Genomic DNA, 23,456 nt, shown 5'->3' with positions numbered 1-23,456 from the left:
TTTTTCCATCCCGTCGCGTTGTTTAGCCATTGAGCGCGTCGTCCACGGCCGCCTGCGCCTGCGCCAATTGATAAGCGAGTTGATTCCGCGCCCGCACGGCGCTGACCCGCGCCAGATGCCAGCGGTGGTCCTGCCCTTGATGGTCGGCGGCCGCCAAACGGCGCAGCGGCGCCAATAACGGCCAGGCCGGCACCTGCGTCGCCGGATCGTGCGCGAAACGGTTGCCGTAGGTGTAATCGAGGGGAACCAGTACGCGCGATACCGCCATCAGCGCGGCATTGATCTGGCCGGGCGGCAGCGCATGTTGCGGGTCCTGTAGCGTCAGTAGCGACTGCACTAAATGCTGCGCCTGCGCCGTCAGGTCCTGCAAAGAGAAGCGGTAGTTCAGCTCGGTCGTAAGCGTTGCCAGTTGCGTATGCAGTTCCGCCGCTTTACCCGCCTCGTCAAGGGGCAAGACCTCATCGCTCAGAAGACGCCACAGCACCTCAAGCACCACGCGGGCGTCGCGGCACAAATTGGCCTCGTCAATTTTGTCCAGTAGGTCATCGGGGGTATGCCACCACCAGCCCAGCGCGTTGCGCATTCCCGGCTCTAGCGCGGTTTGTCCGCTGAGAGAGCCAAACAGCGAGGGAATACCGATACCCTGAAAAGATTCATCCGCCGAGCGGGCCTTGCGCTTGCCGGCCAGAGCCTGCCCCGCCTCGGCCATAATGGCGCCGGCCGCCAGCGGACGCAGTTCGGTCATCACGCCGGTATTCGCCAGATTGCCGGCGCCGACGCCCCCCGGGCTGTCAATATTGACATGCGCCACGCAGCGGCGATTGAGCTCGTGCCAATGTTCATCCGCATACCAGGCGGAGCCGGAGTAACGACCGTGGGAATGGCCGGACCAAAAACAAATACGCAAGCCGCGCCGCCACAGATGGCGTTCCTGGGCGCAGACGCGCGCCACTTCGATCATAGTGGCGTTGGCGGAGCCGTTGTCCATCACGCCGTAATGCCAGGTGTCATGATGGCCGGAGAACAGGACAAACGGTTCGTTATCCTCCGCCACGTCCATCTGCGCGACTAAAATCGGTGTTTTGCGCCAGCCGGTATCCACCGCGGTGGTCATGGTTGCGGTTAACGGTCCCCGGGCCAGGTCGGCGCGAATGGCATCGCCGTCCGCCTGCGACACCGAAACGAAAGGACAGCGCGGCAAATTAGCCACCGTTTCCAGCGACGGATTCCCCCATACCGGCGAGATACACATCTCATGAATATGCCGATGCGGGCTGGTCTGGATAACGCCGAGCGCGCAGGCGCGGCTGGCACGCTCGGCGACCCCCGGCGTGGCGATGCCCGTTATCAGCAACAGCTTGCCGGCCACGTTTTGCGCGGCAAAATCCGCGTCCGATCCCGTGCCCAAATCAATAACATCGCCCACTACCGGCTGCGCGCCGGTGGCAGGCGACATCGAATGGGTAATGCAGGTAACGTCACGCGCGCCGATGCGCAGCGACGCCGCACCGGGCAGGCTGATGAAGGCATCATGCAGAATGATCTCGGTGTCAAAACCGAGCGCCGCCATCTGCGCCCGAACAAAGTCCAGGCTTTCGCGCTCTTCGGGCGAGCCGGACAGTTTGATCCAGCGCGCCAGTTCGCCGAGCGTCGCCATCATCCGGCCGCCGTCAATTTGCGCCTTGAGCGCGCTTAACACCCCATTTTCCGCTACCGGTGTCGTCTGGTTCACTTTCCTTTTGCTCCTTCACCCTGGGTCGGTTCGCCTGCAGCGCCGGCTGCACACTTTCCCAACGGTTGTTTTCTGAGCATACTTATGCAATAAAACTCTTGTGTCAACATAGATAAAACGACGTCACTCACAGTGTGACAAAATAAATAAGTAAAATTTATTGCGCCGGCGTCAGCGATGCATTCTGCTCAGCGTGGCGGCAGGGCCGCATCAAGCCGCTCATCGCCTGCCCTGCGGCCCGGCGGCAAAACCTTGGCATATTGAGGCTATTTATTATTTCTATTCAGTGCGTTAGACAAAATCACGGCAGCGGAAATTCCGCTATTCGCAGGCCCTAGGCCGAAGATGCGCCGCGCAGGCCCGCCATCCGCGCGCCGCGACCGGCTTTAGCAACAGCGCCTAACAGCTGCGCCAGGTGAGCAACGGCCTGGTGCATAACCATTAATAATCGCTATGATGAGACGATAAATTTCGCCGTAACGGCGGCAGCAGGCCGCCGCCGCCGTGCTGTAGCGCGCCATTTCACACAGAATAAGGTGAAACGTGAGTCAGAAAGAAACCGAGGCAGAGGCCAGCTACCGCATTGACGCCGTAGACTGCGCGCTGGATGTGTTGATGATCGTCTCAAGCGACCCCCATCTCGGTCTTTCCGAGATTGCCCGCAAGTTGGGCGCCAGCCGACAGCGCATTTTCCGCATGCTGCGCAATCTCGAGGCCCGCGGCATGATTGAACGGAGCCGGGACGGCAAAACGTTTCATCTCGGCTATCAATCGCTGCTTATCGGTAATGCCGCCCGTGCGCAGATCGATTTAGTGTGTTTGGCTGAACCGATTTTACGTGAGGTGGGATTACAGGTGGCTGAAACCGTGCAGCTCCGCATCCGCGACGGGCTGGAAACGATGTGTATCGCCAGTTGGGAGCCGGAGCGAGAAATCCGCGTCAATGCCATTATCGGCCGTCGACGCCCCTTACATACCGGCTCAAGCAAGATTTTTCTGGCGTTTATGCCGGAGGAGGAGCGCGAGCGGTATTTGTCCACGGCGTTGGCGGCCTATACCGCCAATACCCTGACCGATCAGAGCACGCTGCGCGCGCGTCTGGCCGACATCCGCCAGCAGCATTACAACGTCAGCCGCGGCGAAGTGAGCGATGATTTGCTGTCCATCTCCGCGCCGGTGTTTGCCGCCGAGCAGCGGGTGGTGGCCACCATGAGTATCTCGGCGCCGGCGGCGCGGGTGGTGAAAGACAATATCGACACCTGGGCCGCGCTGGTGGTACAGGCGGCAGGACGATTGTCGCAAATGCTGGGCTATGCGCGGGCGGGTTAAGCGCCCGCGGCCGTATTGCCGAAAGGGATCTGCCGGCGGATGCCGCGCTGGGTTAAGCGCCCGCGGCCGCATTGCCGAAAGGGATCTGCCGGCGGATGCCGCGCTGGGTTAAACGCCCGCGCCCGCATTGCTGAAAGGGATCTGCCGGCGGATGCCGCGCGCGAGGAAAGCGTCCGCGGCCGTGTTGCCGAAAGGGATCTGCCGGCGGATGCCGCGCGCGAGGAAAGCGTCCGCGGCCGTGTTGCCGAAAGGGATCTGCCGGCGGATGCCGCGCGCGGAACGACGCTGGCGCGATGTTCAGCCCGCCAATACCGCTTTCGGCTCTAGGTAGGCCAGCATGCCCCATTTCCCCATCTCGCGCCCCAGACCCGATTGTTTCATACCGCCGAACGGCGCCTGCGGCTCGTGATCAAGCGTATTAATCAACACACGGCCGCACTCAATTTGCCGCGCCAGCGCCTGCGCACGACGGCGGTCGTGGCCCAATATCAGCGCGCTTAAACCATAGTCGCTGTCGTTGGCTATCGCCACGGCATCGGCGTCATCGCGATAAGCCATTAACGTCAACACCGGGCCGAAGATCTCTTCGCGGGCAATACGCATCGCATTATCAACGCCGGTAAAGACCGTAGGTTTAACAAACCAGCCCTTGTCCAGTCCGGCCGGGCGCCCTTCTCCGCCCGCCAGCAGAGTCGCCCCTTCCTGTACACCGAGACGTATGTAGTTCTGTACGCGTTGCCACTGCTTACGGCTCACCATCGGCCCGATCGCGGTTTCCGGATCCCCTGGACGGCCCGAGCGAAAGTGCGCCAACGCCTGCACCACAGCGGCTTCGCACACCTTGAGACGGTGCTGCGGTACCAATATCCGCGTCCCGGCAATACAGGCCTGCCCGCTGTTCATAAACCCCGCCGTCAACGCCATGGGTATCGCTAGATCCAAATCGGCATCGTCGAGGATAAGCGTCGGCGATTTGCCGCCCAATTCCAGCGTCACCCGTTTCAGATTGCCGGCGCTGGCGGCCACAATGTCTTTGCCCACGGCGGTGGATCCGGTAAACGAAATCTTGGCGATATCCGGGTGGCGGCTGATTTCCGCTCCCGCCACCTCGCCGCGGCCGGTAACGATATTCACCACGCCCGGCGGCAGGCCCGCTTCATGCAGCGCTTCGGTCACTATCTGCGTTTGCTGCGCGCTTAATTCGCTGGGCTTGATGACCGCGCTACACCCCGCCGCTAGCGCCGTGGCAAGCTTATTGCAAATAAATCCCGCATTGCTGTTCCAGGGCGTAATCAATCCCGCCACGCCCACCGGACACAGACTGACGCGCGCGGCGCCGGCCGGTTCCTCGAAGGCAAATGACGCCAAGGTATCGATGGCCTGCGCAATCACCTCCGCGGGGTAGCGTGCCATCCACCGTGAACGCGCGATGGGCGCGCCATATTCGGCGATAATTGCCGCCATCAGTTGACTCTCGCGGGCGGCCACCGCGTGGTGCAGACGCGTGAGCGCGGCAACGCGTTCCGCGGTCGACGTCTGCGACCACGCGGGGAACGCGGCTTTCGCCGCCGCTATCGCCCGCCGCGCGTCGATTTCATCGGCTAACCGCACCGTGCCGATCGCCTCTTCCGTTGCTGGGTTGATGGTGTGAAAGATTTCCGTGCCGTGCGGCGTGACGAAGCCGCCGTTAATATAGATTTTGTCGATGTGCTGCATGAGGGTCTCCGCCGGGTTAGGAAGCCAATAGGGGTCAGGTGAGGCCAAGTATAGAGAGGCTATGCGGCGCCGATAAGTCGGTATATGCTGCATGGTCTGTTGCGAAAATCGGGATAATCCATGCACCGTACCGGACTGACAGAGTTGGATGTGATCCTTGCCGTGGCCCACCGGCAGAGCTTTCGAGGCGCTGCACGGGAGCTGGGCATGTCCGCCACGGCGGTAAGCCGCGCGGTGGCGGGTCTGGAAGCGCGGCTGAACGTGCGTATTTTCAATCGTTCAACCCGCAGCGTGGCGCTGACCGACGCCGGCCGACGTTATATCGCCCGCATTGCTCCGGCGCTGGCCGAAATACAGCGCGCCTCGGACGAAATCAGCAGCCAGACGGCGGCGCCGTCGGGGACGCTGCGCATCAACGCCCCGCCAGAATGCGCCACGCTACTGTTTGAACCGCTGCTGCGGGACTATTTGCAGCGTTATCCCGCGATGCGCGTCGATATCGCCACCGAGCCGCGCAGGGTGGATATCGTCGCGGAGGGCTTCGACGCCGGCATTCGGCTGGCGGAATTCGTGCCGCAGGATATGATTGCCGTTCCCCTGACCGGAGAGGCGCGTATGCTGATTGTCGGCAGTCCGGCCTATTTTACCCGCCACGGTAAACCCCGGACACCGGACTGTCTCGTCCATCATCAGGCCATCGGCATGCGCCTGTCCCATGGCGGGATATACCATTGGGAGCTTGAGCGCCATGGGCAAAAGCACGTGGTAAATATGCCGACGCGCCTGGTACTGAATGAAATGCCCGCTATCCATCAGGCGGTCTGTAGCGGCATCGGTCTGGCATTTATGGCGCAATGGTTTATCCACGCCGAACTTACCAATGGCAGATTAATCAGCGTTCTTGAGGAGTGGTGCCCGCCGTTCGGCGGATTGCAGCTCTATTATCCCGGCCGACGCCATGTACCGGCCGGACTGAAAGCGTTGATCGAACTTATTCATGAACAGCGCGACCGGCGTGCGTAACGTTAATTGCGCGTCGTGCTCCCTCCGGCGGTTAACAGAGCCGGCAGTATGATGAGGGGCGGATATGAGGGAGTTGAGGGAGGGAGATCCGGCTGCAGGGGCCAGTGTTTAGGGTTCAGCACTGCGCGCCGCCGGACTCAGGGAAACCGAATAGGCAAACGGGAGGAAAGGGCGAGCGCGTTAGTCTCATCCTGCAGATGAATATCCTGCGCGATACGGCAAGTATCCAACAGGGACATTAACCGGGCCACGGGGGTGTCGGACTGCGCCACCAGCACCGCTGAAGATATGTCGTTCGCCAGCCGCTGCGCCTGCGGCCGCAGCCGGGGCGTCACCGCAAGCCCGACGCCGTCAAGGGGGATAAGCGACGCTTCCTGATGCCAGACGCCGGTATCGATTTCACCGAGAAACACCGCCCGCGGCAGCAGGGTAAAATCCGTTTCCACGTAATCATAATCGGCGGCGGGAAATTGCGCGCGCGTCAGACGTTGGTGGTCACTGGAGTGAAAATCGATACCCACCCGCGGCCTGCCCGCCCAAAGATTGCCCAATTTCTCGACCACCACCAAACTGCCGGGTCGGTAATAGGTCCCTTCGCCCACATTAAGCAGGGTATAACCCGCCGCCGCATCGTCCTCAGGCAACAGCACCTGGGCGGAGCCGGCGGAGAGCAGCACAATGTCCGCTTCACCGGCGGCAAAGGCCGCGAGGCGGGAGCGGGCGCCGCGCAGATAGCCGATGGTGACAACAACGCCCCATTCCTCGCATTGCCGCGCCATCGCCGAAGCGACCAGCGTGGCTTCCAAAGAGCCCCGCGGCGGCAGCAGAATGTGCACCGGCGGCAGCCGCGCCGCATCCCACAGGCGGGGAAAATCCCAGGCGACGACAAAAGTCCCCTGATGGCCGCGCGAGACCAGCGTGACGGCCCCCGCTTTTTTCAGCTCCAACAGCGCCTTTTGCACCGTGCCCGACCCAATGCCGAGACGCTCCTGATACTGCGAGGTGGTGAGCAGTCGCCCACCCAGGCCGAGCTGAAGAATACTGCGGGCGATAAACGCGACCGGAGAGAGATGCTCCAGCCCCTGCGCCTTAACCGTCATCGTGTCATCAGTCCTTACCGTTCCAGAAGCCGCGACGCCTGCTCCACGCTCTGATTGTCATGCACCACGGCCGCCAACGCAGACAGGACTTGCGCTGGTTGCTCGGCGCGAAACACCCGGCGGCCGAACATCACCCCTTTGGCGCCCGCCTGCATCGCGTCCGAGGCCAGTTGTAATGTGGACAGGGGATCGTCGCCCCCGGCGCCCCCGGCCAGCAAAATCGGAGTATAACATGTGTCGGTTATCTGACCAAAAGCCTCAACCGACCCCGGCCAGAGCGCTTTCACCAGATCGGCGCCCAAATCCGCCGCGATCCGGCAATAAAGGCTCATCACTTTTGCGCTCAGGGCGTCCGGGTCAACCCCTTCCAGCGCGGAGCGCGGCTCGATGATGAGGGCGATACCGTGACGTTCGCAGTCCCGGGCAATGCGGGTATTGCGCACGATCTCCGCCTGTTCGAGGGCGGTGTCCTTCTGGCCGAGATACAGATAGGTCATCACGGCATCGATACCGCTGGCCGCCACCTCGTCTATCTCCGCCAGCTGTGCCAGCACCCCCTCGCCGCGGCCGTCTTTGCCCGGGGTGTAAATACTGCGAGCGTGGTTTTTCCAATCCAGGTGCAACACAAACGCCGGCCGGTCGCGGCCGATGAAGGTGTTTTCCACCAGCGGGATCATTCCCGGCGATACCATGACCCCATCCGCGGCGCGCAGCTGGGTAAACACGTTTGCTATCTCCTGGCGGGTGCGCAGGCCCGAAGGCGGGCCCGACATCACCCCATGAGACGCCGCCACCACCACGGCGTGGCCCGTTTCCGGGCGTAGCAGGCGCCCCATACGAATCGCTTTACCGGTTCGGGAATCCATCATGCTCTCCTTCACAAAGTTGACAAAAAAGATAAAATGCAATTTGCAGCTTTCTGCAAATTGATCGTATATTAGCCTCCATGACGATGTCAATCGAATAAAGTCCGGTGCGGCGCCGTTTGGCCTCACGTTTGATTTACCCCGCAAGCGGGTTCCATTCAGGAGAAATTATGTCAGCCATTGCCCAACTCATCACCGCCTTGAAAGAGCAGCTCCCCGCCGAGTGCGTGCTGTCGGATGCGGATACCCTCCAGGCGTCCAGCCATGACACCTGGCCGCTGTCCACCAAACTCAAACGAATAGGATGCCATGATTATCAGGCGGATGTTGTGGTCCAGGTCACCGATGAAGCGCAAATCCAGCGGGTGCTAGCGCTGGCCACCGCGTACGATGTGCCCGTCACGCCGCGCGCGCTGGCGTCCTCGGTGACCGGGCAACCGCTGCCGACGCAGGGCGGTATTGTGCTGGACCTGACCAAAATGACCCCGTCAAAGGACATCAATACCACCAATCTGACGGTGGAAGTGTCCGCCGGCTATAACGGCGGCAAGCTCGAGGACGAACTGCAGCAAATGGGCTGGACCCTTGGCCACTCGCCGCAGTCGCTTTACCAGTCCAGCGTGGGCGGCTGGCTCTCCACGCTGGCAACCGGCCAATTTTCCTCCTATTACGGCGGGATTGAGGATTTGATCACCGCTTACACGGTGATTTTGGCGACCGGCGAAAAAATTCGCCTTAAAGCTTCACCGCGCGCGGCGATGGGGCCGGATTTGCGGCAGCTGTTCATCGGCGCGGAGGGCACGCTCGGCATTGTCACCGCCGTTCAGCTTAAAATGTTCCCGCTGCCGCCCACCCGGCTGTTTGAAACGCTGGCGCTGCCGGATGTCGAAGCCGGCCTGGCGATTATGCGTGAACAGGCTATGGCGGGACTGCGCCCGTTTTTATTGCGCCTCTATGACACGGCCGAAGCCCGGCACGCGATGCAAAACCCTGAGCAAAACCAACCGGTCATGTTTCTCGGCACGCAGGGGATAGACGCGATTGCCCGGGCGGAAATGGCGGCGTTTTTAACCATCGCCCAGCGCCACGGCGGTAATACGCTGGGACCGGATGGCGCGCTGCGCTGGATGGATCGTCGCTTTGATTTTTCCACCGTGGAGAATCTGCTCGACAGCGACGGCGGCTTTGCCGAAACCATCGAGATCGCCCACACCTGGGAGGGCATCAACAGTCTTTATCACGCCCTCAACCGCGCCCTGACGCCGCTCGCCGGCGAAGTATTATCGCACTTTTCCCATGTTTATCCGCAGGGCACCTCCATGTACATGATTGTGCTTGGCCGCGAAGCCTCAGATCGATTAGCGGTGGACAAACTTAAGACCGTCTGGCGCGTAACCATGGAGATCTGCCTCGCCCATGGCGCCGAACTGTCTCACCACCACGGCGGCGGTCTGGTGCGGTCCCCCTATGCCAGAGCCTCGCTGGGATCGGCGCATCGCTTGCTGCGCAGGCTTAAGCATGCGCTCGACCCCAATGGCATTCTTAACCCTGGCAAGCTTGGGATCTGACGCCCCCGTACCACGCACTGAGGATGACAGCTATGTGGTTTCTCGGAATCGATATCGGCACGACCCATATCAAAGTGATGGGGATCGCTGAAGACGGCGCGCTGCTCCCGGCGCAAAAATGCCGTACTCCCGTCACACAGGCTAATGGACTGACGTTCCACGACGCTCGCGCGGTATGGCAGGCGGTGCGCGATTTGGTCAGCCATTATGCCCGCCATGAGGCAAAACCCTGCGGCGGCCTCGCGGCTATCGCCATCGGCACCTTTGGCCAGGAGGAAGCGGTCGCCGTCGACCGGGCAGGCGAGATGATCTACCCCTCGCTGGCCTGGTGGGAAAATTACCCGGACAGCGCACTGTCGGCGGCGGATCGCGCCTGGCTGGACACCCCGGAGCATTACGCGGTGTCCGGTATCCGGCTACGTCCGAACCAAAGCCCCGAACGCCTGGCCTGGCTGCGCCGGAACGAGCCCGCGCTGTTTAACCGCATCGACAAATGGGCGGACTTTGGCAGCTATGTCGCGTGGCGGCTTACCGGGGAATGGCGGGTCAGCGCATCGCAAATTACCCATTCCCAGTGCTTCGACCTGCACACCTTACGTCCCCATAGGCCGACGCTCGAGCGTCTGGCGCTACGCCCGGAGTGGTTCGCCCCTATCGCCGGTACCGGCGACGCCTGCGGCGCGATACGGCCCGCCAGTCTGCCCGAGGTCGAGCTCCACCCCGGCGCCGGGGTGTTCGTCGGCGGCCACGACCAGATTATGGCCGCCTATGCGGTACAAAGCACCCAGCCGACCGATGTGTTCGACTCCATCGGCACTTCGGAATACCTAATGGTGTTGACCGACCGCTATCAACCCACCCCGACGGCCTGGCAGTTGGGTATCGACATCGAGCGCACCTGGCGCAACGGCGAATATGTCATGGGCTGCGCCACGCCTTCCGGCAAAATGATGCAAACGCTGGCCGAGCTATTTTACCGCGGCGATTTCGCTCCCCTGTTCCAGGATCTGGCGCAGCCCTGTGCACCAGGCGCGCTCCAGGTCACCCTCGGCGAGGAGGAGCATCAGGGGTTATTTTCGCTACAAAATCTGCACGCCGGCGTCACGCCGCAGCAGGTGTTATACGGCGTACTGGATGCCATCGCCGATCGTACGCGCCACCTGCTGGGACACATGTGCGAGCTGGGGGCGATCCGCTTGCAGGACGCAGTCCTGATGGGCTCGTTGTTCCAGCGCCCGGAGATGGTCGCGCATCGTCAGGCGCGCTGGCAAATGCCGCTGTATGTCAGCGAACTGGCGGAACCGGTTGCCACCGGCGCCGCCATGATCGCCCGCGAAGCCTGGCTGGCGCACGGGGAGGCGGCGGTATGACGATTGTGATAGCGTCCCTTAATACGGCCATCGAGCGGCTGCTGCTGGTCGAGCAACATCGCCCCGGCGAGGTCCACCGCCTGCAAGACGACAGGACGCTGGCGGGGGGAAAAGGCGTTAACGTGGCGCGGGTGCTGTCACAACTGCGCGCCGGCGAGCTGCCGAGCTGTCCAGCGCCGCAACTGGTCGGTTTTTTAGGCGGCGCAACGGGGATGCTCTGCCGCGCGCTGCTGGCTCAGGAAAATCTTGGGGGTCAGTGGGTCGACACCGCCGGCGCTACCCGCATCTGTGAAGTCATTATCGAACGGCAAAATGCAGACAACGCCACGGTGTACAACGCCCGCGGCCCGGCGATTGCGCCAGAGGAGCGGACACGGCTGCATCAGGCGCTGGGGCAGATCCTGCCCGGCGCCAGCGCACTGGTCTGCACCGGTTCGCTGCCGGCGGGGATGGCCGTTGGGGAGTACGGCGATTGGATAGCCCTGGCCCGGCAGCAGGGGGTGCCGTCGCTATTGGATACCCACGGTGAAGCGCTGTTACAGGCCGCGCAGCACCGACCGGATATCATCAAGATCAATCGGGACGAATTACAACAGGTCAGCGGCACCTCCCTTGCCGCCCTGCCGCAGCAGTGGCTGGCGCAGGGCGTACGCAGCGTCATCATCACTAACGGCCGCCGTCCGACCGTGGCTTTTACCCCCGATGGCCTGTTTGCCATCACGCCGCCCCGGGTCGCCACGCGCAGCGCCGTGGGATCCGGCGATGCGCACTGCGCCGGGTTGATCGCCAGCCTCTGCGCGCATCCCCAAGCCCCGTGGACGGATCATCTCCGGCTCGCGGCGGCGTGCGGTGCGGCCAACGCCGCCAGCCTGACCGCCGGTCTGGCGCCGGATAGCGCTCTCGACGTTTTACAACAACAATGCGCGGTACATGCCGTTTCGACCGCTTATCTCAACGATCCTCACTCCCCCATCGAATAACGGAGAGTTATATGGTCACGCACACACACATCGCAGCCAATAGCGCTTATATGCGCAACGTTTTGTTGATTACCTTTGTTACGGCCGTGGGCGGTTTTCTATTTGGCTTTGATAACGGCAGTATTTCCGGCTCGGTCGGGTTTCTACAAAGCAAATTTACGCTCAGCGCCGACGGTATTGGCTGGGTCACCTCCTCCATCATTATCGGCTGTATTCTCGGCGTGGCGATAGCCGGCCCGCTTTCCGATGCCATTGGCCGCAAGAAAGTCCTACTGCTGACCGCGCTGATTTTCATTTTCGGCGTTTTGGGCGAAGCGCTGGCCACGTCGGCCGATATGCTGGTCTGGTTCCGCATCGCGGTCGGTATCGGCATCGGCGTCGAAACCACCATCGCCCCGCTGTATATCGCCGAAGTTTCGCCGGCGCATATTCGCGGCAGGTTGGTGTCGTTTAATCAGTTGTTCAATTGTATCGGAAATTTGGCGGTGTTTAGCGTCGCGGCGGTCATTGCCAACCGCGCCAGCGAAGCGTGGAATATCGAGCACGGTTGGCGGGTTATTTTCGCCACGGGCATTATTCCGGCCGTCGTGTTTTTGCTGCTATTGTTATGGATCCCCGAGAGCCCGCGCTGGCTAATACGTAAACGCCGCGATGAACAAGGGCTAGCGGTGTTGCGGAAAATTAATCCCGATGAACACACCGCCCGGCAACAGCTTGATGCCGTTAAACTTGCCCTGCGAGACGAGCGTCAATCACGCGTTAGCGATCTGTTTAGTCCGCGGCTGCGCAAAGCGCTCATGGTGGGTTTTGGCGTCGCGCTGTTCCAGCAAATCACCGGTATCAACGCTATTTTCTATTATGCGCCTGAAATCTTTAAAACCGCCGGCGTGGACGTCAGCGGCGCGATGTCTTTCACCGTGCTGATAGGGGTGATGCTGGTGGCCGCCACGCTGGTATCCATGTGGATTATCGATAAAGTGGGCCGCCGTTCACTGCTTATCGTCGGCGCCGCCGGCATGGCAATAACGCTCGCCTGTATCGGCGGCGTATTCCGCCTGAACGAATCGCATACCACGCTGTTGCTGATTCTGATTCTGGCCTATGTCGCCATTTTTGCGGTGTCATTCGGTACGGTCGCCTATGTGATTATTTCGGAAATATTCCCCATTCAGGTCCGCGGCATCGCGGTGTCTATCGCCACGTTTGCCCTGTGGGGCGGCAACTTTTTCGTGTCCCGCTTTTTCCCGGTGCTGGTGGAAAATATCAGCGCCGCCAACACCTTCTTTATCTTTGCCGGCATCGCGGTCCTGGCGCTGCTGTTTGTACTAGCGATGGTACCGGAAACCAAAGGCAAAACGCTGGAGGAAATCGAGCTGCAAATGAACCGCCGATAAGCGGGAAGCAGCGTGCCTGACACCCGCCGCGCGGCGGCATAAGCGGTGATGGGCGAAAACGCTTACGACAAGGTCTATTTCCCCCCGCCCGTTCGCAGGCGTTGCCGTCAAGGCGCTGGGAACGAGACAACGACGGAAGATAAGCGCTTACCTCTGTAAACCTACACTCATGCGCTTTAGGGCCGCACCGGTTGTCAGTCAACGGTGCGGCTTTTGCTTTTTGCCGAGGGGACCGGCAAAAGCCGGTGCCCTACGCCGGCGGCACCGCCGAGGCCATAAGGCCCTATCCCGCCGGCGAGCGCGAGAATGCCGCCTGAGGCAGTGATAGCGGTAGCAATAGCGACGCCATGTGGTCACGCGGCGGCGGTGGGAATGACCCCAGCCACGGCGAAAACCTCACCCCTTGGCGGCGGTAGCGATGACCTCAGCCGCGGCAAAGCCTGAACCCGCGGCGGCGATGGGAATGACGATCCCGGTGCTCTCTTATTCGACGTAAGCTGCCGGAGTACGACAACAGCAGGCGCCATAGTGTATGCTCAGCAACGACGTATCGCCTGTCGGCCATGCGCGGCGGCGCGGGCTTCGCGTAGCGTCGAGTTATGGCAACCGATGACACCCGGTTCACCCGGTCAGGATGAAGAGGTCCATGTTAAATCGTTCCGTTTATGACGCCTTTCGCTGTCTGAATTTGCTGGTAACGGTCAACCGGCCGATGGGGATCCGCGAAATCGGTCGAGAATTGGCGCTGGATTCCGCCAAAGTGACGCGCCTGATGCAAACGCTATTAGCGCTGGAAATGGTATTTCGTAATGAAAAACGCAAATACACGCTCGGCCTGGGGGTGCACCGTTTTTCTGCCAGCGCGATTCATCATTCAGCCTTTTACACGGCGGCTATCGACCTGTTGGAGGAGATCGGCAATCACTCCGTTTCCATTGTCATTGGCGTGCTGAGCGGGAAAAACGTGGTGTATCTCATTCATACCCGTAAAGGCAAAAGCGCCGCCCGAGCAATCGGGAATTACGACTCGGTACCGATACGCGATTCCATTATCGGCATCAAACTGCTGGCGGCGAAAAGCGATGAGGAAATTGTCGAGCTCATCGGTGTTCATGATTTCCACCTGCTGAAAGGGGATATCGATGCGGCGCGGCGCCATCAGGTGCTGGTAAAAACCTATGCCGACGGCGAGTCGCGCATGGCCTGCCTCTTGCCGGGCATGCAGGCCGCGATAGCGCTGTCGAATTTAAGCGGCGATACGCTGGCATTGGAAACGCTGCAAAAATTTCTGGTGGCGGCGGCGAAAAAACTCGGCGGCGGCTAAGTCATCCCGGCGCGGTCGCCGCCGCCTGCCCCTACGCTGCGTTAGGCCGCGCGCGACCCGCTTTGCTATGCCGCGCCCTGTGCCTCCTGCAGCACCGCCAGCGGCAGCGCGTCCGTCAAATCACGCAACTCCCGGCGAGTGACGGCATCAAGGGTCTTCGCGGGATCGCGTACCACGTTGGTGGAGAACAGGCCGGCGCGATACAGGATTTCCTTATGCACCGCCACGCCAATGCCGGGCTGTACGCCATAACGCAAAAAGGGCAAATAGCGATAAAACAGCGTCTGTGCTCGTTGCCTGTCGCGGCCCCAGGCCTGTAAGATGCCGTTGATCACCTCCGGGAATTCGCAGGCGGGCATGGTGCCGACAATTCCGCGCGCTAACTCTTCATACAAAAACCCCGCATTTAACCCGCCGAACAGTCCGATACGTTCCGGTAGCTGGTCTTTTAATTCGGTAATTTTTAGGGTCGTGGGCGGTTGCTCGACCTTAATGTATTTCACCGCGGGGAAATCCCGACATAACCGCGCCAGGGTGGCGACCGGCAGCGATACGCCGGTCATCAGCGGCGCGTCCTGCACCATGATGTCGATATCGCACGCGGCGTTAAGATCGCCGAAAAAGCGATACGCCTCCTCTGGACCGGGTTTGACGACGGCGGGCGGATTCACCATGGCCACCTGGGCTCCCCAGGCGGCGACACGATTAATGGATTCGATCGCCACCTGACTCGAGGCGCCGCCCGCCGCCGCCACCAGCGGCAGATCGCCGGTCAGCGCCTTCACCCGGTCAAAAATGGCCTTCTTTTCCGCCTCCGTCAGGGCGTAGCCTTCAGAGGCATTGCCAAACAGCGCCAGCCCATCAATGCCCTGGCGCAGCAAAAATTTGACGAGGCGTTCAATGGAGGCCAGATCCACCTGGCCCTGCGCATCGAACGCCGTCGCGAGAATAGGTACATTTCCTGTTAGCATACTTTCCCCTCACAGTATTCACGCACGCGTTGTTCATCCACCTCAATGCCCAGACCGGGGCCGGAGGGAAGCTGATACGCTCCCATCCGGCAAACCAAAGGCGTCTTGAGCAGGCTATTCGCCAGCGCAAACACCGGCGGCTGGAATTCAAGCAAATATAAATTTGGCAGCGCCGCGGCCACCTGCAGCGATGCTGCGATGCAGGGCGCCAGACCGACGCTGAGATGCGGGGCGACCTTCAGGTTCCAGGTTTCGGCCAGGGAGGCGATGTGCATCAATTCGGTAATGCCGGTACGCCCGACATCGGGTTGCAGAATATCGACGGCTTGGCGTTCGATAAACGGCCGGAATTGGTAACGGGTGCGCTCCGTTTCCCCAAGCGCGATCGGAATAGCACTCTTTTGCCGTAGCGCCGCGTGGCCGGCCACATCTTCCGGCAGCAGCGGCGCTTCCAAAAAGCGCACACCATAGTCACGCAACGCTGCGGCCAGCTCGGCCGCCTCGCTCAGGCTGTAATTCCAATGCGCGTCCAGCAAAATATCGCCTTCGGGACCGATCGCCTGCCGGACGGCCCGAACGTTGGCGACATCCTCCGCGACGCCATAGCCCAGCGCCAGCTTCACGGCGTGAAAGCCCTTACCCTGCCATTCCTGCGCCAGCGCGCAGCGTTCCTCCAGCGTGGGTTTCGGCAGTCCGGAGACATAGCAGGGGATCCCATCGCGAAAATTACCGCCCAGCAATTGATGCACCGGCAGGCCGAGGATCTGACCTTTGAGATCCCATAACGCGATATCCACCGCCGCGATCGCGTCGATGTGGTAACCGGTGATGTGGCCGCGATCCCGCATCGAATTATACATTTTGGCGTTCAGCACCTGGCTTTTGAACGGGTTTTCTCCCATCAGCAGCGGTGTAAAGAGTGCCGTGATAATGTCGGCGATAACCTGCGGTATCACCGGCGCCAACGCTTCTCCCCATCCAACATGACCGTCGTCGGCGGTAATTTTCACCAGACAGGTTTCCATTTTGCGCGAATAGACGCAGCGATATTCCGGGCGGTAATAATAGTCATCCTGCACGTCATCGACGGGACCGCCCAAATACACTTCCGCAGGTTTTATTTTCAGCGGGAAACACTCAACTGCGATAATTTTCATTATCTTCTCCGGGGTCGGTTAATCCAGCGTTTTACCGGCGGTTTCCTTCGCCAGCCATACGGCAATAAACGAAATCAGCGCGGTGGCCATCACATAATAGGCCGGGGATAAAGGATCGCCGGTAAAGGCAATTAAGGCGGCGGAGGCCAGCGGCGTGACGCCGCCGAAAACCGCCACCGTCATGTTGTAGGCAATCGCGATCCCACCGTAGCGGATCGCGGTGGGGAACAGCTCCACCATCGCCGCGCCGCAGCCGCCGTTGAACAAGGCGACGAACACGCCGAGCAGGCTCATGGCGGCAATGGCGGCGCCTACCGAATCTTTGGTCATCAGCAGCATGGCCGGATAAGTCAGTAATATGAAGCCGCCGCAGCCCATTAGCATCACCGGCCGGCGGCCAATTCTGTCCGATAAATAGCCGGTTAACGGCATGCACACCGCGACGCTTAATAACCCCAGCGTAGTAATTAAATAGGCATCGGTGCGGCTATAGTGCAGATGGGTCGATAAATAGCCGGGCATAAAGGATTGCAACACCCAACTGCTTACGGCTTTTACCACCACAAAACCGACGCAAAAGAGCAACGCTTTACTCGACGAGGTCAGGGTCTTGCGCAGCGGCGCGGTTTCAATATGGCCGCTCTGTTGCAAGGCGTGAAAAGCGGCGGAATCTTCCATATTCCGGCGCATGTACAAACCGCCCAATCCCAGCGGTGCCGCCAGAAGGAACGGCAACCGCCAACCCCAGTCGTTCATCGCCGTTTCGCCCAGCAGGTGCGTGAGCAGCAACACCAGCCCGGTGCCGACGACAAAGGCCATAAAACTGAAGTTTTCACTCCAGCAGGTAAGCGTGGCCCGGCGGTGCGGTGCCGCGCTTTCCGCCAGATAGGTAATGACGCCGGAACTTTCGCCCCCGGCGGCGAAACCCTGCAATAGCCGGGTCAATACCAGCAACACCGGCGCGAGAATGCCCACCTGATGATAGGTCGGCAATAACCCCATAATAAAGGTGGAGATGGAGGTGATCATAATCACCGTTACCAGCACCTTGCGCCGCCCGAGCCTGTCGCCCATCGAGCCAAAAAACAGGCCGCCCAGGGGGCGCATCAGAAAGCCGGATCCAAATACCGCAAACGACTTAAGCAGCGCCACGGCCGGATCGCCGCCGGCGAAGAAATTGGCGCCGATAATCACGGCCAGCGTGCCGTATAAGCCGAAATCGAACCATTCAATAAAATGGCCGATACCCGCGGACATCATGATTTTAAATGTGCGCCGGGACGACATGGCCGGATTGGCGCCCGGGTACGTCGCGGCGTAGTGAGGACTGGAATTATTCATGCGATCTCCTGAGCAAATCAGGATTTGCCCTGTTTTCGTTATCGGATAGTGTCGCGTCAGAGGGTCATGCCACTGCGTTGTAGGATGACGTCAGTGTTGACGAACGCCGCCCGTTTCGCCATGACGGCTTGGGATTACGTGAGAGTAATCATAAAATACGCCGTAAAAATGCTTCACATAGTGAAGCATAGCCGCCAAGCCCGCGCCGGTACGGAACCAGGCAATGAAGGGATGAGGCGGAGCAACGCCGCGACGGCCTAAGGCATTCCGATCGCCGACTGTCATCATCGGTCAAAAAACTGTTCCCGTCGGGCAAGACGTTCTTTTCCCGACGGCACATAATGAGGGTTTTCTCCGTTATGCCCTTTTGTCCCCCCGGCGCGGGTCGCCGGCGACGATGGCCGTATGTAAGGAACATGACCGATGTCCAACGATAAAATAGGCGCCCGTTTGGCGCAGGATCCGTTACCGGAAATCCAGAATTGCATCTATGCTCCGCTGCTGGCAAACGTCAACCCGGACGACTTCGCCGATATGCTCGCGGTAAACGGCGCCCATCTGGTGATGCTGCACGACTGCCGGCTTATGCCGACCGCCCGTGCCGCTACGCTTGCCAAAGCGCTGCTGTCGATGGCCGCGGAAGGACAAGAAGATCCGGCAGTTATCGATCCCCGCACCGAAGACGGTTACTTTGCGTTTGAACTCCGCCTGGGCAGGATGGTCGGCGCGCACGAGGCCGGATTTCTTCATTTGGCGCGCAGCCGCAATGATATCGGCGCCACCCTGGACCGCCTGCGTGCCGCGCGGCTGGCGTTGACTATCATGTCGGCGCTCAACCGGGTGCGGACGCTGTGCCTGTCGCAGGCGGAAAAGTATGCCGAGGTCATCATGCCGGGCTATACCCATTTACAGCCCGCGCAGCCGATTACCTTTGGCTTTCTGTTGGCTGGCTACGCCGAATCGCTGGCGCGCGATTATCAGCGGCTGGCCGAGGTTTGGCCGCGTTTGGTGCAAGGCAGTATGGGCGCCGCCGCGCTGGCGGGAAGCAGCTTTCCTATCGACCGACAGCGTACCGCCGCCCTGCTGGGCCAGGAGGGCGTGACCCACAACAGCCTGGACACGGTAGCGTCGCGGGATTTCGCCACCGAACTGCTGTATGCCGTCACGCAGCTCTCGCTCACCTGGGGGCGGGTAGCGCAGGATTTTCACACTTTTTCCAGCGATGAATTTGCCATTATCGGATTCCCCGACAGCGTGGCGGGGACATCCAGCATCATGCCGCAGAAGAAAAATCCGTTTGCGCTGGAGTTCCTGCGCGCCGAATCCGCGCGGCTGGTGGGCGTCCTTACCGGCACGTTGAGCGCCATTCGCAGTACCCATTTCACCGTTTCGCTGGACGCTATCCGCGAAGGACTGATGGATCTTTGGCCCGCGCTGGCCCGCGCCGCACAGGATTTGGGTCTGTTTGCACAGGTGATTGCCACCGTGGAGCCCCGCGCCAAGCTCATGCTACAGCGCTGCTATGGCAATTTCAGCACCGTCACCGAATTAGCGGACAGACTGGTGAAAGACCACCAACTGTCTTTCCGCGAAGCGCATCATCTCGTCGGATTGGTGGTGCGTTTGGCCCTTGAGGAAGGGAAAGACGCCAGCCAGATAACGGCGCAGGCGGTTAACCGTGCCGCCGTTGACATGCTGGGGCGCGAGCTGCCCATTGATGATGCGTGGGTGAGCGAAACGTTGGATCCCGCGCGCGCCGTGCGGGGACGCACCCACAGCGGCGGCACCGCGCCAGCGACGATTCGGCAGGCGCTGGCGGCGGCGCGGCGGCAACTTGAGCTCGACGAGCAGCGTCTGACCGAACGGCAACAGCATAAAGCGGCGGCGACCCAGGCGCTGCAAACGGCGTTGGAAACGCTGGCGGCAGAGAGAGATTGAGACCAGGCCGCCGCCGGCGCGCCATTGCCGGCGGCGTCAAGGGGCGGGTGCAAACCGCCTGGTGCTGATGAAAATAGCCCACCAGCGGCCCGCCCGGCTGTCTGTAGGCGAGTGTGCCATGCAACGGACGCTGTGTCAGCCGCCCATCCGGCGCTCTTTCGGCGATACGATCGTACAATCCCACTGACGGCTCAGGCAAATTTTCCCGCCGCGGCCCGTTCGGCTCACGTTAGGCGATAGAGCAAGCCACTTGATGTTTATTAAGACTCTCCCGCAGCGGCCCGTCCGGCTGTTTATCGGTTATCAGCCGCGTGATTTGCGGCCAAAGCGCATAGCGGGACGGGAACGTCATGCCGAACTTGGAGTGATCGGCCACGACCAGCGTTGCCGCGGCGCGCTGCGACATGGTGCTATACACCGTTCCGCAATCGATCAACGCGTCGCTGGGCCCTTCCGCCGAAACGCCGCTGGCACCCAAAATGGCATAGTCGACGAAATATTGATGCAGAAAATTTATCGTCAGCGCGCCCACCACCGACCCCTCGGAGGATTCATACTCCCCCGGGGCGATAATGACTTTAATGGTCGGATTCATCGACAATACCGTGGCGACCCCGAAAGAGTGGGTAATGACGCTAAGATTTTTCATATCGGTGGCGATACGCCGGGCCACATGGACCGTCGTCGCCCCGGAGCCTATCATCACGATATGCGCACCCGTTAACTGCTTGACCGTTTCCCGCGCGATACGCTCGCGCTCGGCTACAAACAACTGGTGGCGCTCGCTGATGGACGGTTCGCTGCTTTGCGCCCGTATGGCGCCGCCGTAAGTGCGGCTGAGATGTCCGCCCTGCGTCAGCGCGTCCAGATCACGACGGATGGTTTCGGTGGAAACATGGTGTCGCCGCGCCAGTTCGGCAATGCGCAAACTGGGCGTATCGTTGATTTCCGCCAGGATCTTCGCCTGGCGTATTTGTTTGGTTTTGGACATGGTTACCGGCTTGAAAGCTGCGATCGATGCCATCGCCCACGGGTAAAATACGCCCGCGGCGTCTACTACGCCTTTATATCAACTTCGGCAACGGCGGCAAAGCGTTACCCTCTTTTTGCGCCCGAAGGCGACAGCCTCACCCGCGTCGCTCCTGGCTCACGCGCGAGAGCACCGTCGCAAATTTGTCGACAAACCAGGCCGCATTTTCTTGCGTAAAACACAGCGGCGGGCGGATCTTCAGGTTATTGCCGTGAGCGCCGGCGGCGCCTATCAACACCCCTTCTTCTTTGAGGCCGTTGATCATCGCCACCGCGGTCGCCGCATCCGGGGCCGCGCCGTCAGGCGTGGTGAATTCGACGCCGATAAACAGCCCCGCGCCCCTGACATCGCCGATGAGCGGAAAGCGTTTGGCCAGCTGGCGCAAGGCCGAACGCAGCCAGGCGCCGGTACGGTCGGCATTGGCGATGAGCCCTTCCTCCTTGATGACGTTTAACACCGCCAACCCGGTGGCCGCCGCCACCGGATTACCGCCGAAGGTATTAAAATACTCGGTCGCCTGGCAAAAGGTATCCAAAAGCGCCGGTCGGGTCACCACGCCCGCCATAGGAAAGCCATTGCCCATCGGTTTGCCAAGCGTGACGATATCCGGCATGACCTGATGGCGGGCGAAGCCCCAATATCCTTGCCCGGTGCGCCCGAAACCGGGCTGGACTTCGTCGGCGATAAACAGGCCGCCGGCGGCCTGTACGCGCCGTACCGCGCTTTGCAGAAAACCGGGCGGATCGGCAAAAACCCCGTCGCTGGAAAAAATGGTGTCCACCAGCAGGCCGGCACAACCGATACCGGCGGCGTCTAGAGAATCGATCGCCGCTTGAACCTGGCTGGCGAACACGCTCTCTAAGGTCTCACCCGCGCGCAGACGGCCAGCGTCAGGCGCGGGCACGGTACGGACATGCGCCGGAACGCGGGGCTGGCGGTACGCCGAAGGCGAAACCGCCATCACCGCCGCCGTATTACCATGGTAAGCCGCCTCGGTCACAATGAACCCGTGTTTACCGGTATGGGCGCTGGCGATGCGCAGCGCAATATCGTTGCTCTCGCTACCGGTGCAGGTCAATACCACATTGCTGAGCGGGTCGGGAAACGTGGCCAGCAGCGTTTCGGCATACTCATCCAGGATGGCGTACAAATAGCGGCTATTGGTGTTGAAGCGGGCGGCCTGTTCACTCATGGCTTTCACCACACGCGGATGACAGTGCCCGACCGACGGCACGTTATTGTACATATCCAGGTAGGCGTTGCCCGCGGCATCATACATCCAAACGCCGCTGGCGCGTACAATCTCCAGCGGCTGGCGATAGAAAATCACCGCGGCGTTGCCCTGAGTGCGATGTCGGCGCGCCACCCGTTCACTTAGCCGCGCATCAAGTTGCGCGGCCGCCTGGGCGTCGAAGCGGTTTAACGCCAAGATCGGTTTTGCCTCATTCATGCGGTTTCCCTCAGATAGTGTGCAGCCAGTGCGACCGTGCCCTGGGTATACGCGGCAGGTTGCAGATTTTGCGCGGTAGGCGTTTCGACATGGCTGGTAATCCAGGCGGTTAACTGAATCCGCCGCAACATCATGAACATCGTCAGCGCACTTTCGTCGGCGGCGGACAGCGGCGTCTGCGTGCGGTAACCCTGAAGCCAGGCCGCTTTAAAATCGGCCACGCGCGGATCCTGTTCCAGAAAACTAACCGCGGCGGCGAAATCATACATATACCAACAGCTACCGCAGTCATCGAAATCGATAACCGTTAAGCGCCGGCCATCCACCAGCAGATTGGCCAGCCGTAAATCACAATGCACCAGGCCAAAGCGCGCCTCGTCCTGGCCGTAATCGCGCAGCTGCTGGCGCACGACCTCGGCCGTTTGCGCGATGATATTGCGTCCGGCATCCGTCAGGCCGGGGGCTGCGCGCCAGTCGCCCCACAATGCGCCAGCCCCGATCATGCTGTCATAATCCCAATGTTTACGGACAAAACCCGCCGGCTTACGCCAATGCCGACTGTGCTGGTGTAGCGCGGCCGTTATGCGACCCAGCTCGGAATACCAATGCCGCAAATCGGCGCCCGCATCCGGTTCGTGGCCTGCCACAAAAGTGAACGCCACCACATAGCGAGCGCTGCCCCGATCCCACAGGCAGCCGATATACTCCCCGTCCCGGCGGCGTATCGGCGCCGCGGTATTGACGGTGCCGGCGGTGCGCAGCGCTTCCAGCCAGGCTAATTCAGAACGTATTTCCGCCTCGCTACTGTAGTCAGGCCGATGAACGCGCATCACCACCCGTTCCCCTGAGCGGGGATGGGTCACAAGCCAGGTCGCATTTTCGGAAATGGTTAGCAATTTCATGGCACTATCTGCCGCCAGCCCCCACTCCACCAACGCCGCGCGCAGCAGCGATTCCAGGCGCTGCAAAAAGCTATCCTCATAAAGCATATCGGTTTCTCGCCTGATTAATATGAGGCGAGTACAACATTTTTTTGTGGATAGTTCAACTCACAAGCGGCACTTTTTTATTGGTTTTGACCGCGTCAGCTTCTGCAAAAAGCACCCCACCTACGGCCTGACGTCTTCGCTTAATTTATGTTCCCTCTGCCCTATCAAAGGGCATAAA

The 23,456-nt window shown here is 60.8% G+C and carries 18 protein-coding genes; 8 read left to right on the top strand and 10 right to left on the bottom strand.

The features are described from left to right. Nucleotides 1-22: 22 nt before the first annotated feature. The gene (locus SANT_RS03470; RefSeq protein WP_025420915.1) at nt 23-1,732 is read right to left on the bottom strand and encodes a M28 family metallopeptidase; all 1,710 of its coding nucleotides are present in this window, start codon (nt 1,730-1,732) and stop codon (nt 23-25) included. A 543-nt stretch (nt 1,733-2,275) separates the two neighbouring features. On the opposite strand from SANT_RS03470, the gene SANT_RS03465 reads away from it, so the two are divergent. After that, complete coding sequence (locus SANT_RS03465; protein WP_025420914.1) at nt 2,276-3,061, top strand: IclR family transcriptional regulator; 786 nt, start codon at nt 2,276-2,278, stop codon at nt 3,059-3,061. A 297-nt stretch (nt 3,062-3,358) separates the two neighbouring features. On the opposite strand, the gene SANT_RS03455 is transcribed toward SANT_RS03465, so the two are convergent. Further along, on the bottom strand, nt 3,359-4,777 hold the full coding sequence (locus SANT_RS03455) for an aldehyde dehydrogenase family protein (RefSeq protein WP_025420912.1): 1,419 nt from the start codon (nt 4,775-4,777) through the stop codon (nt 3,359-3,361). Nucleotides 4,778-4,897: 120 nt separating this feature from the next. On the opposite strand from SANT_RS03455, the gene SANT_RS03450 reads away from it, so the two are divergent. Further along, on the top strand, nt 4,898-5,800 hold the full coding sequence (locus SANT_RS03450) for a LysR family transcriptional regulator (protein ID WP_025420911.1): 903 nt from the start codon (nt 4,898-4,900) through the stop codon (nt 5,798-5,800). A gap of 137 nt (nt 5,801-5,937) precedes the next feature. On the opposite strand, the gene SANT_RS03445 is transcribed toward SANT_RS03450, so the two are convergent. After that, a complete protein-coding gene (locus SANT_RS03445; protein ID WP_025420910.1) occupies nt 5,938-6,900 on the bottom strand; it encodes a YhfZ family protein in 963 nt (320 codons plus the stop codon). Between the two features lie 14 nt (nt 6,901-6,914). Beyond that, nucleotides 6,915-7,769, bottom strand: coding sequence for a class I fructose-bisphosphate aldolase (locus tag SANT_RS03440; protein WP_237234642.1), 855 nt, complete (start codon nt 7,767-7,769; stop codon nt 6,915-6,917). A 167-nt stretch (nt 7,770-7,936) separates the two neighbouring features. On the opposite strand from SANT_RS03440, the gene SANT_RS03435 reads away from it, so the two are divergent. From SANT_RS03435 to SANT_RS03415, 5 genes are all read left to right on the top strand, one after another. After that, nucleotides 7,937-9,334, top strand: coding sequence for an FAD-binding oxidoreductase (locus SANT_RS03435; RefSeq protein ID WP_025420908.1), 1,398 nt, complete (start codon nt 7,937-7,939; stop codon nt 9,332-9,334). 32 nt (nt 9,335-9,366) lie between these two features. Continuing rightward, complete coding sequence (locus tag SANT_RS03430) at nt 9,367-10,704, top strand: FGGY-family carbohydrate kinase (RefSeq protein ID WP_025420907.1); 1,338 nt, start codon at nt 9,367-9,369, stop codon at nt 10,702-10,704. Beyond that, a complete protein-coding gene (locus tag SANT_RS03425; RefSeq protein WP_025420906.1) occupies nt 10,701-11,684 on the top strand; it encodes a 1-phosphofructokinase family hexose kinase in 984 nt (327 codons plus the stop codon). The genes SANT_RS03430 and SANT_RS03425 overlap by 4 nt, the downstream gene beginning before the upstream one ends. A gap of 11 nt (nt 11,685-11,695) precedes the next feature. After that, nucleotides 11,696-13,078 carry a sugar porter family MFS transporter gene (locus SANT_RS03420; protein WP_025420905.1) on the top strand — a complete coding sequence of 461 codons (1,383 nt, stop codon included), beginning with the start codon at nt 11,696-11,698 and terminating at the stop codon, nt 13,076-13,078. A gap of 646 nt (nt 13,079-13,724) precedes the next feature. Beyond that, the gene (locus SANT_RS03415; RefSeq protein WP_025420904.1) at nt 13,725-14,402 is read left to right on the top strand and encodes a helix-turn-helix domain-containing protein; all 678 of its coding nucleotides are present in this window, start codon (nt 13,725-13,727) and stop codon (nt 14,400-14,402) included. Nucleotides 14,403-14,467: 65 nt separating this feature from the next. Here the strand turns inward: SANT_RS03415 and SANT_RS03410 are convergent, their stop codons facing one another. Genes SANT_RS03410 through SANT_RS03400 form a run of 3 tightly spaced genes read right to left on the bottom strand, consistent with a single transcriptional unit; the run spans nt 14,468 to nt 17,871 of the window. Next, nucleotides 14,468-15,373 carry a dihydrodipicolinate synthase family protein gene (locus SANT_RS03410; protein ID WP_025420903.1) on the bottom strand — a complete coding sequence of 302 codons (906 nt, stop codon included), beginning with the start codon at nt 15,371-15,373 and terminating at the stop codon, nt 14,468-14,470. Further along, nucleotides 15,367-16,530 carry a mandelate racemase/muconate lactonizing enzyme family protein gene (locus SANT_RS03405; RefSeq protein WP_025420902.1) on the bottom strand — a complete coding sequence of 388 codons (1,164 nt, stop codon included), beginning with the start codon at nt 16,528-16,530 and terminating at the stop codon, nt 15,367-15,369. Before SANT_RS03405 ends, SANT_RS03410 begins: the two co-directional genes overlap by 7 nt. A gap of 18 nt (nt 16,531-16,548) precedes the next feature. Further along, the gene (locus SANT_RS03400) at nt 16,549-17,871 is read right to left on the bottom strand and encodes an MFS transporter (protein WP_025420901.1); all 1,323 of its coding nucleotides are present in this window, start codon (nt 17,869-17,871) and stop codon (nt 16,549-16,551) included. Nucleotides 17,872-18,294: 423 nt separating this feature from the next. On the opposite strand from SANT_RS03400, the gene argH reads away from it, so the two are divergent. Then, on the top strand, nt 18,295-19,809 hold the full coding sequence (argH, locus tag SANT_RS03395) for an argininosuccinate lyase (RefSeq protein WP_025420900.1): 1,515 nt from the start codon (nt 18,295-18,297) through the stop codon (nt 19,807-19,809). 229 nt (nt 19,810-20,038) lie between these two features. On the opposite strand, the gene SANT_RS03390 is transcribed toward argH, so the two are convergent. The 3 genes from SANT_RS03390 to SANT_RS03380 form a co-directional block, all read right to left on the bottom strand. Then, nucleotides 20,039-20,800: a DeoR/GlpR family DNA-binding transcription regulator gene (locus tag SANT_RS03390; protein ID WP_025420899.1), complete on the bottom strand. Its 762-nt coding sequence runs from the start codon at nt 20,798-20,800 to the stop codon at nt 20,039-20,041. A gap of 136 nt (nt 20,801-20,936) precedes the next feature. Further along, nucleotides 20,937-22,289, bottom strand: a complete 1,353-nt coding sequence (locus tag SANT_RS03385; RefSeq protein ID WP_025420898.1) for an aspartate aminotransferase family protein — start codon at nt 22,287-22,289, stop codon at nt 20,937-20,939. Next, nucleotides 22,286-23,278 carry a phosphotransferase enzyme family protein gene (locus SANT_RS03380; RefSeq protein WP_025420897.1) on the bottom strand — a complete coding sequence of 331 codons (993 nt, stop codon included), beginning with the start codon at nt 23,276-23,278 and terminating at the stop codon, nt 22,286-22,288. The genes SANT_RS03385 and SANT_RS03380 overlap by 4 nt, the downstream gene beginning before the upstream one ends. Nucleotides 23,279-23,456: the final 178 nt, after the last annotated feature.

This window comes from Sodalis praecaptivus (genome assembly GCF_000517425.1).
Classification (GTDB): Bacteria; Pseudomonadota; Gammaproteobacteria; order Enterobacterales; family Enterobacteriaceae; genus Sodalis_A; species Sodalis_A praecaptivus.
The sequence above is the reverse complement of the archived record's forward strand: the minus strand, read 5'-3'. Positions and strand labels throughout refer to the sequence as shown.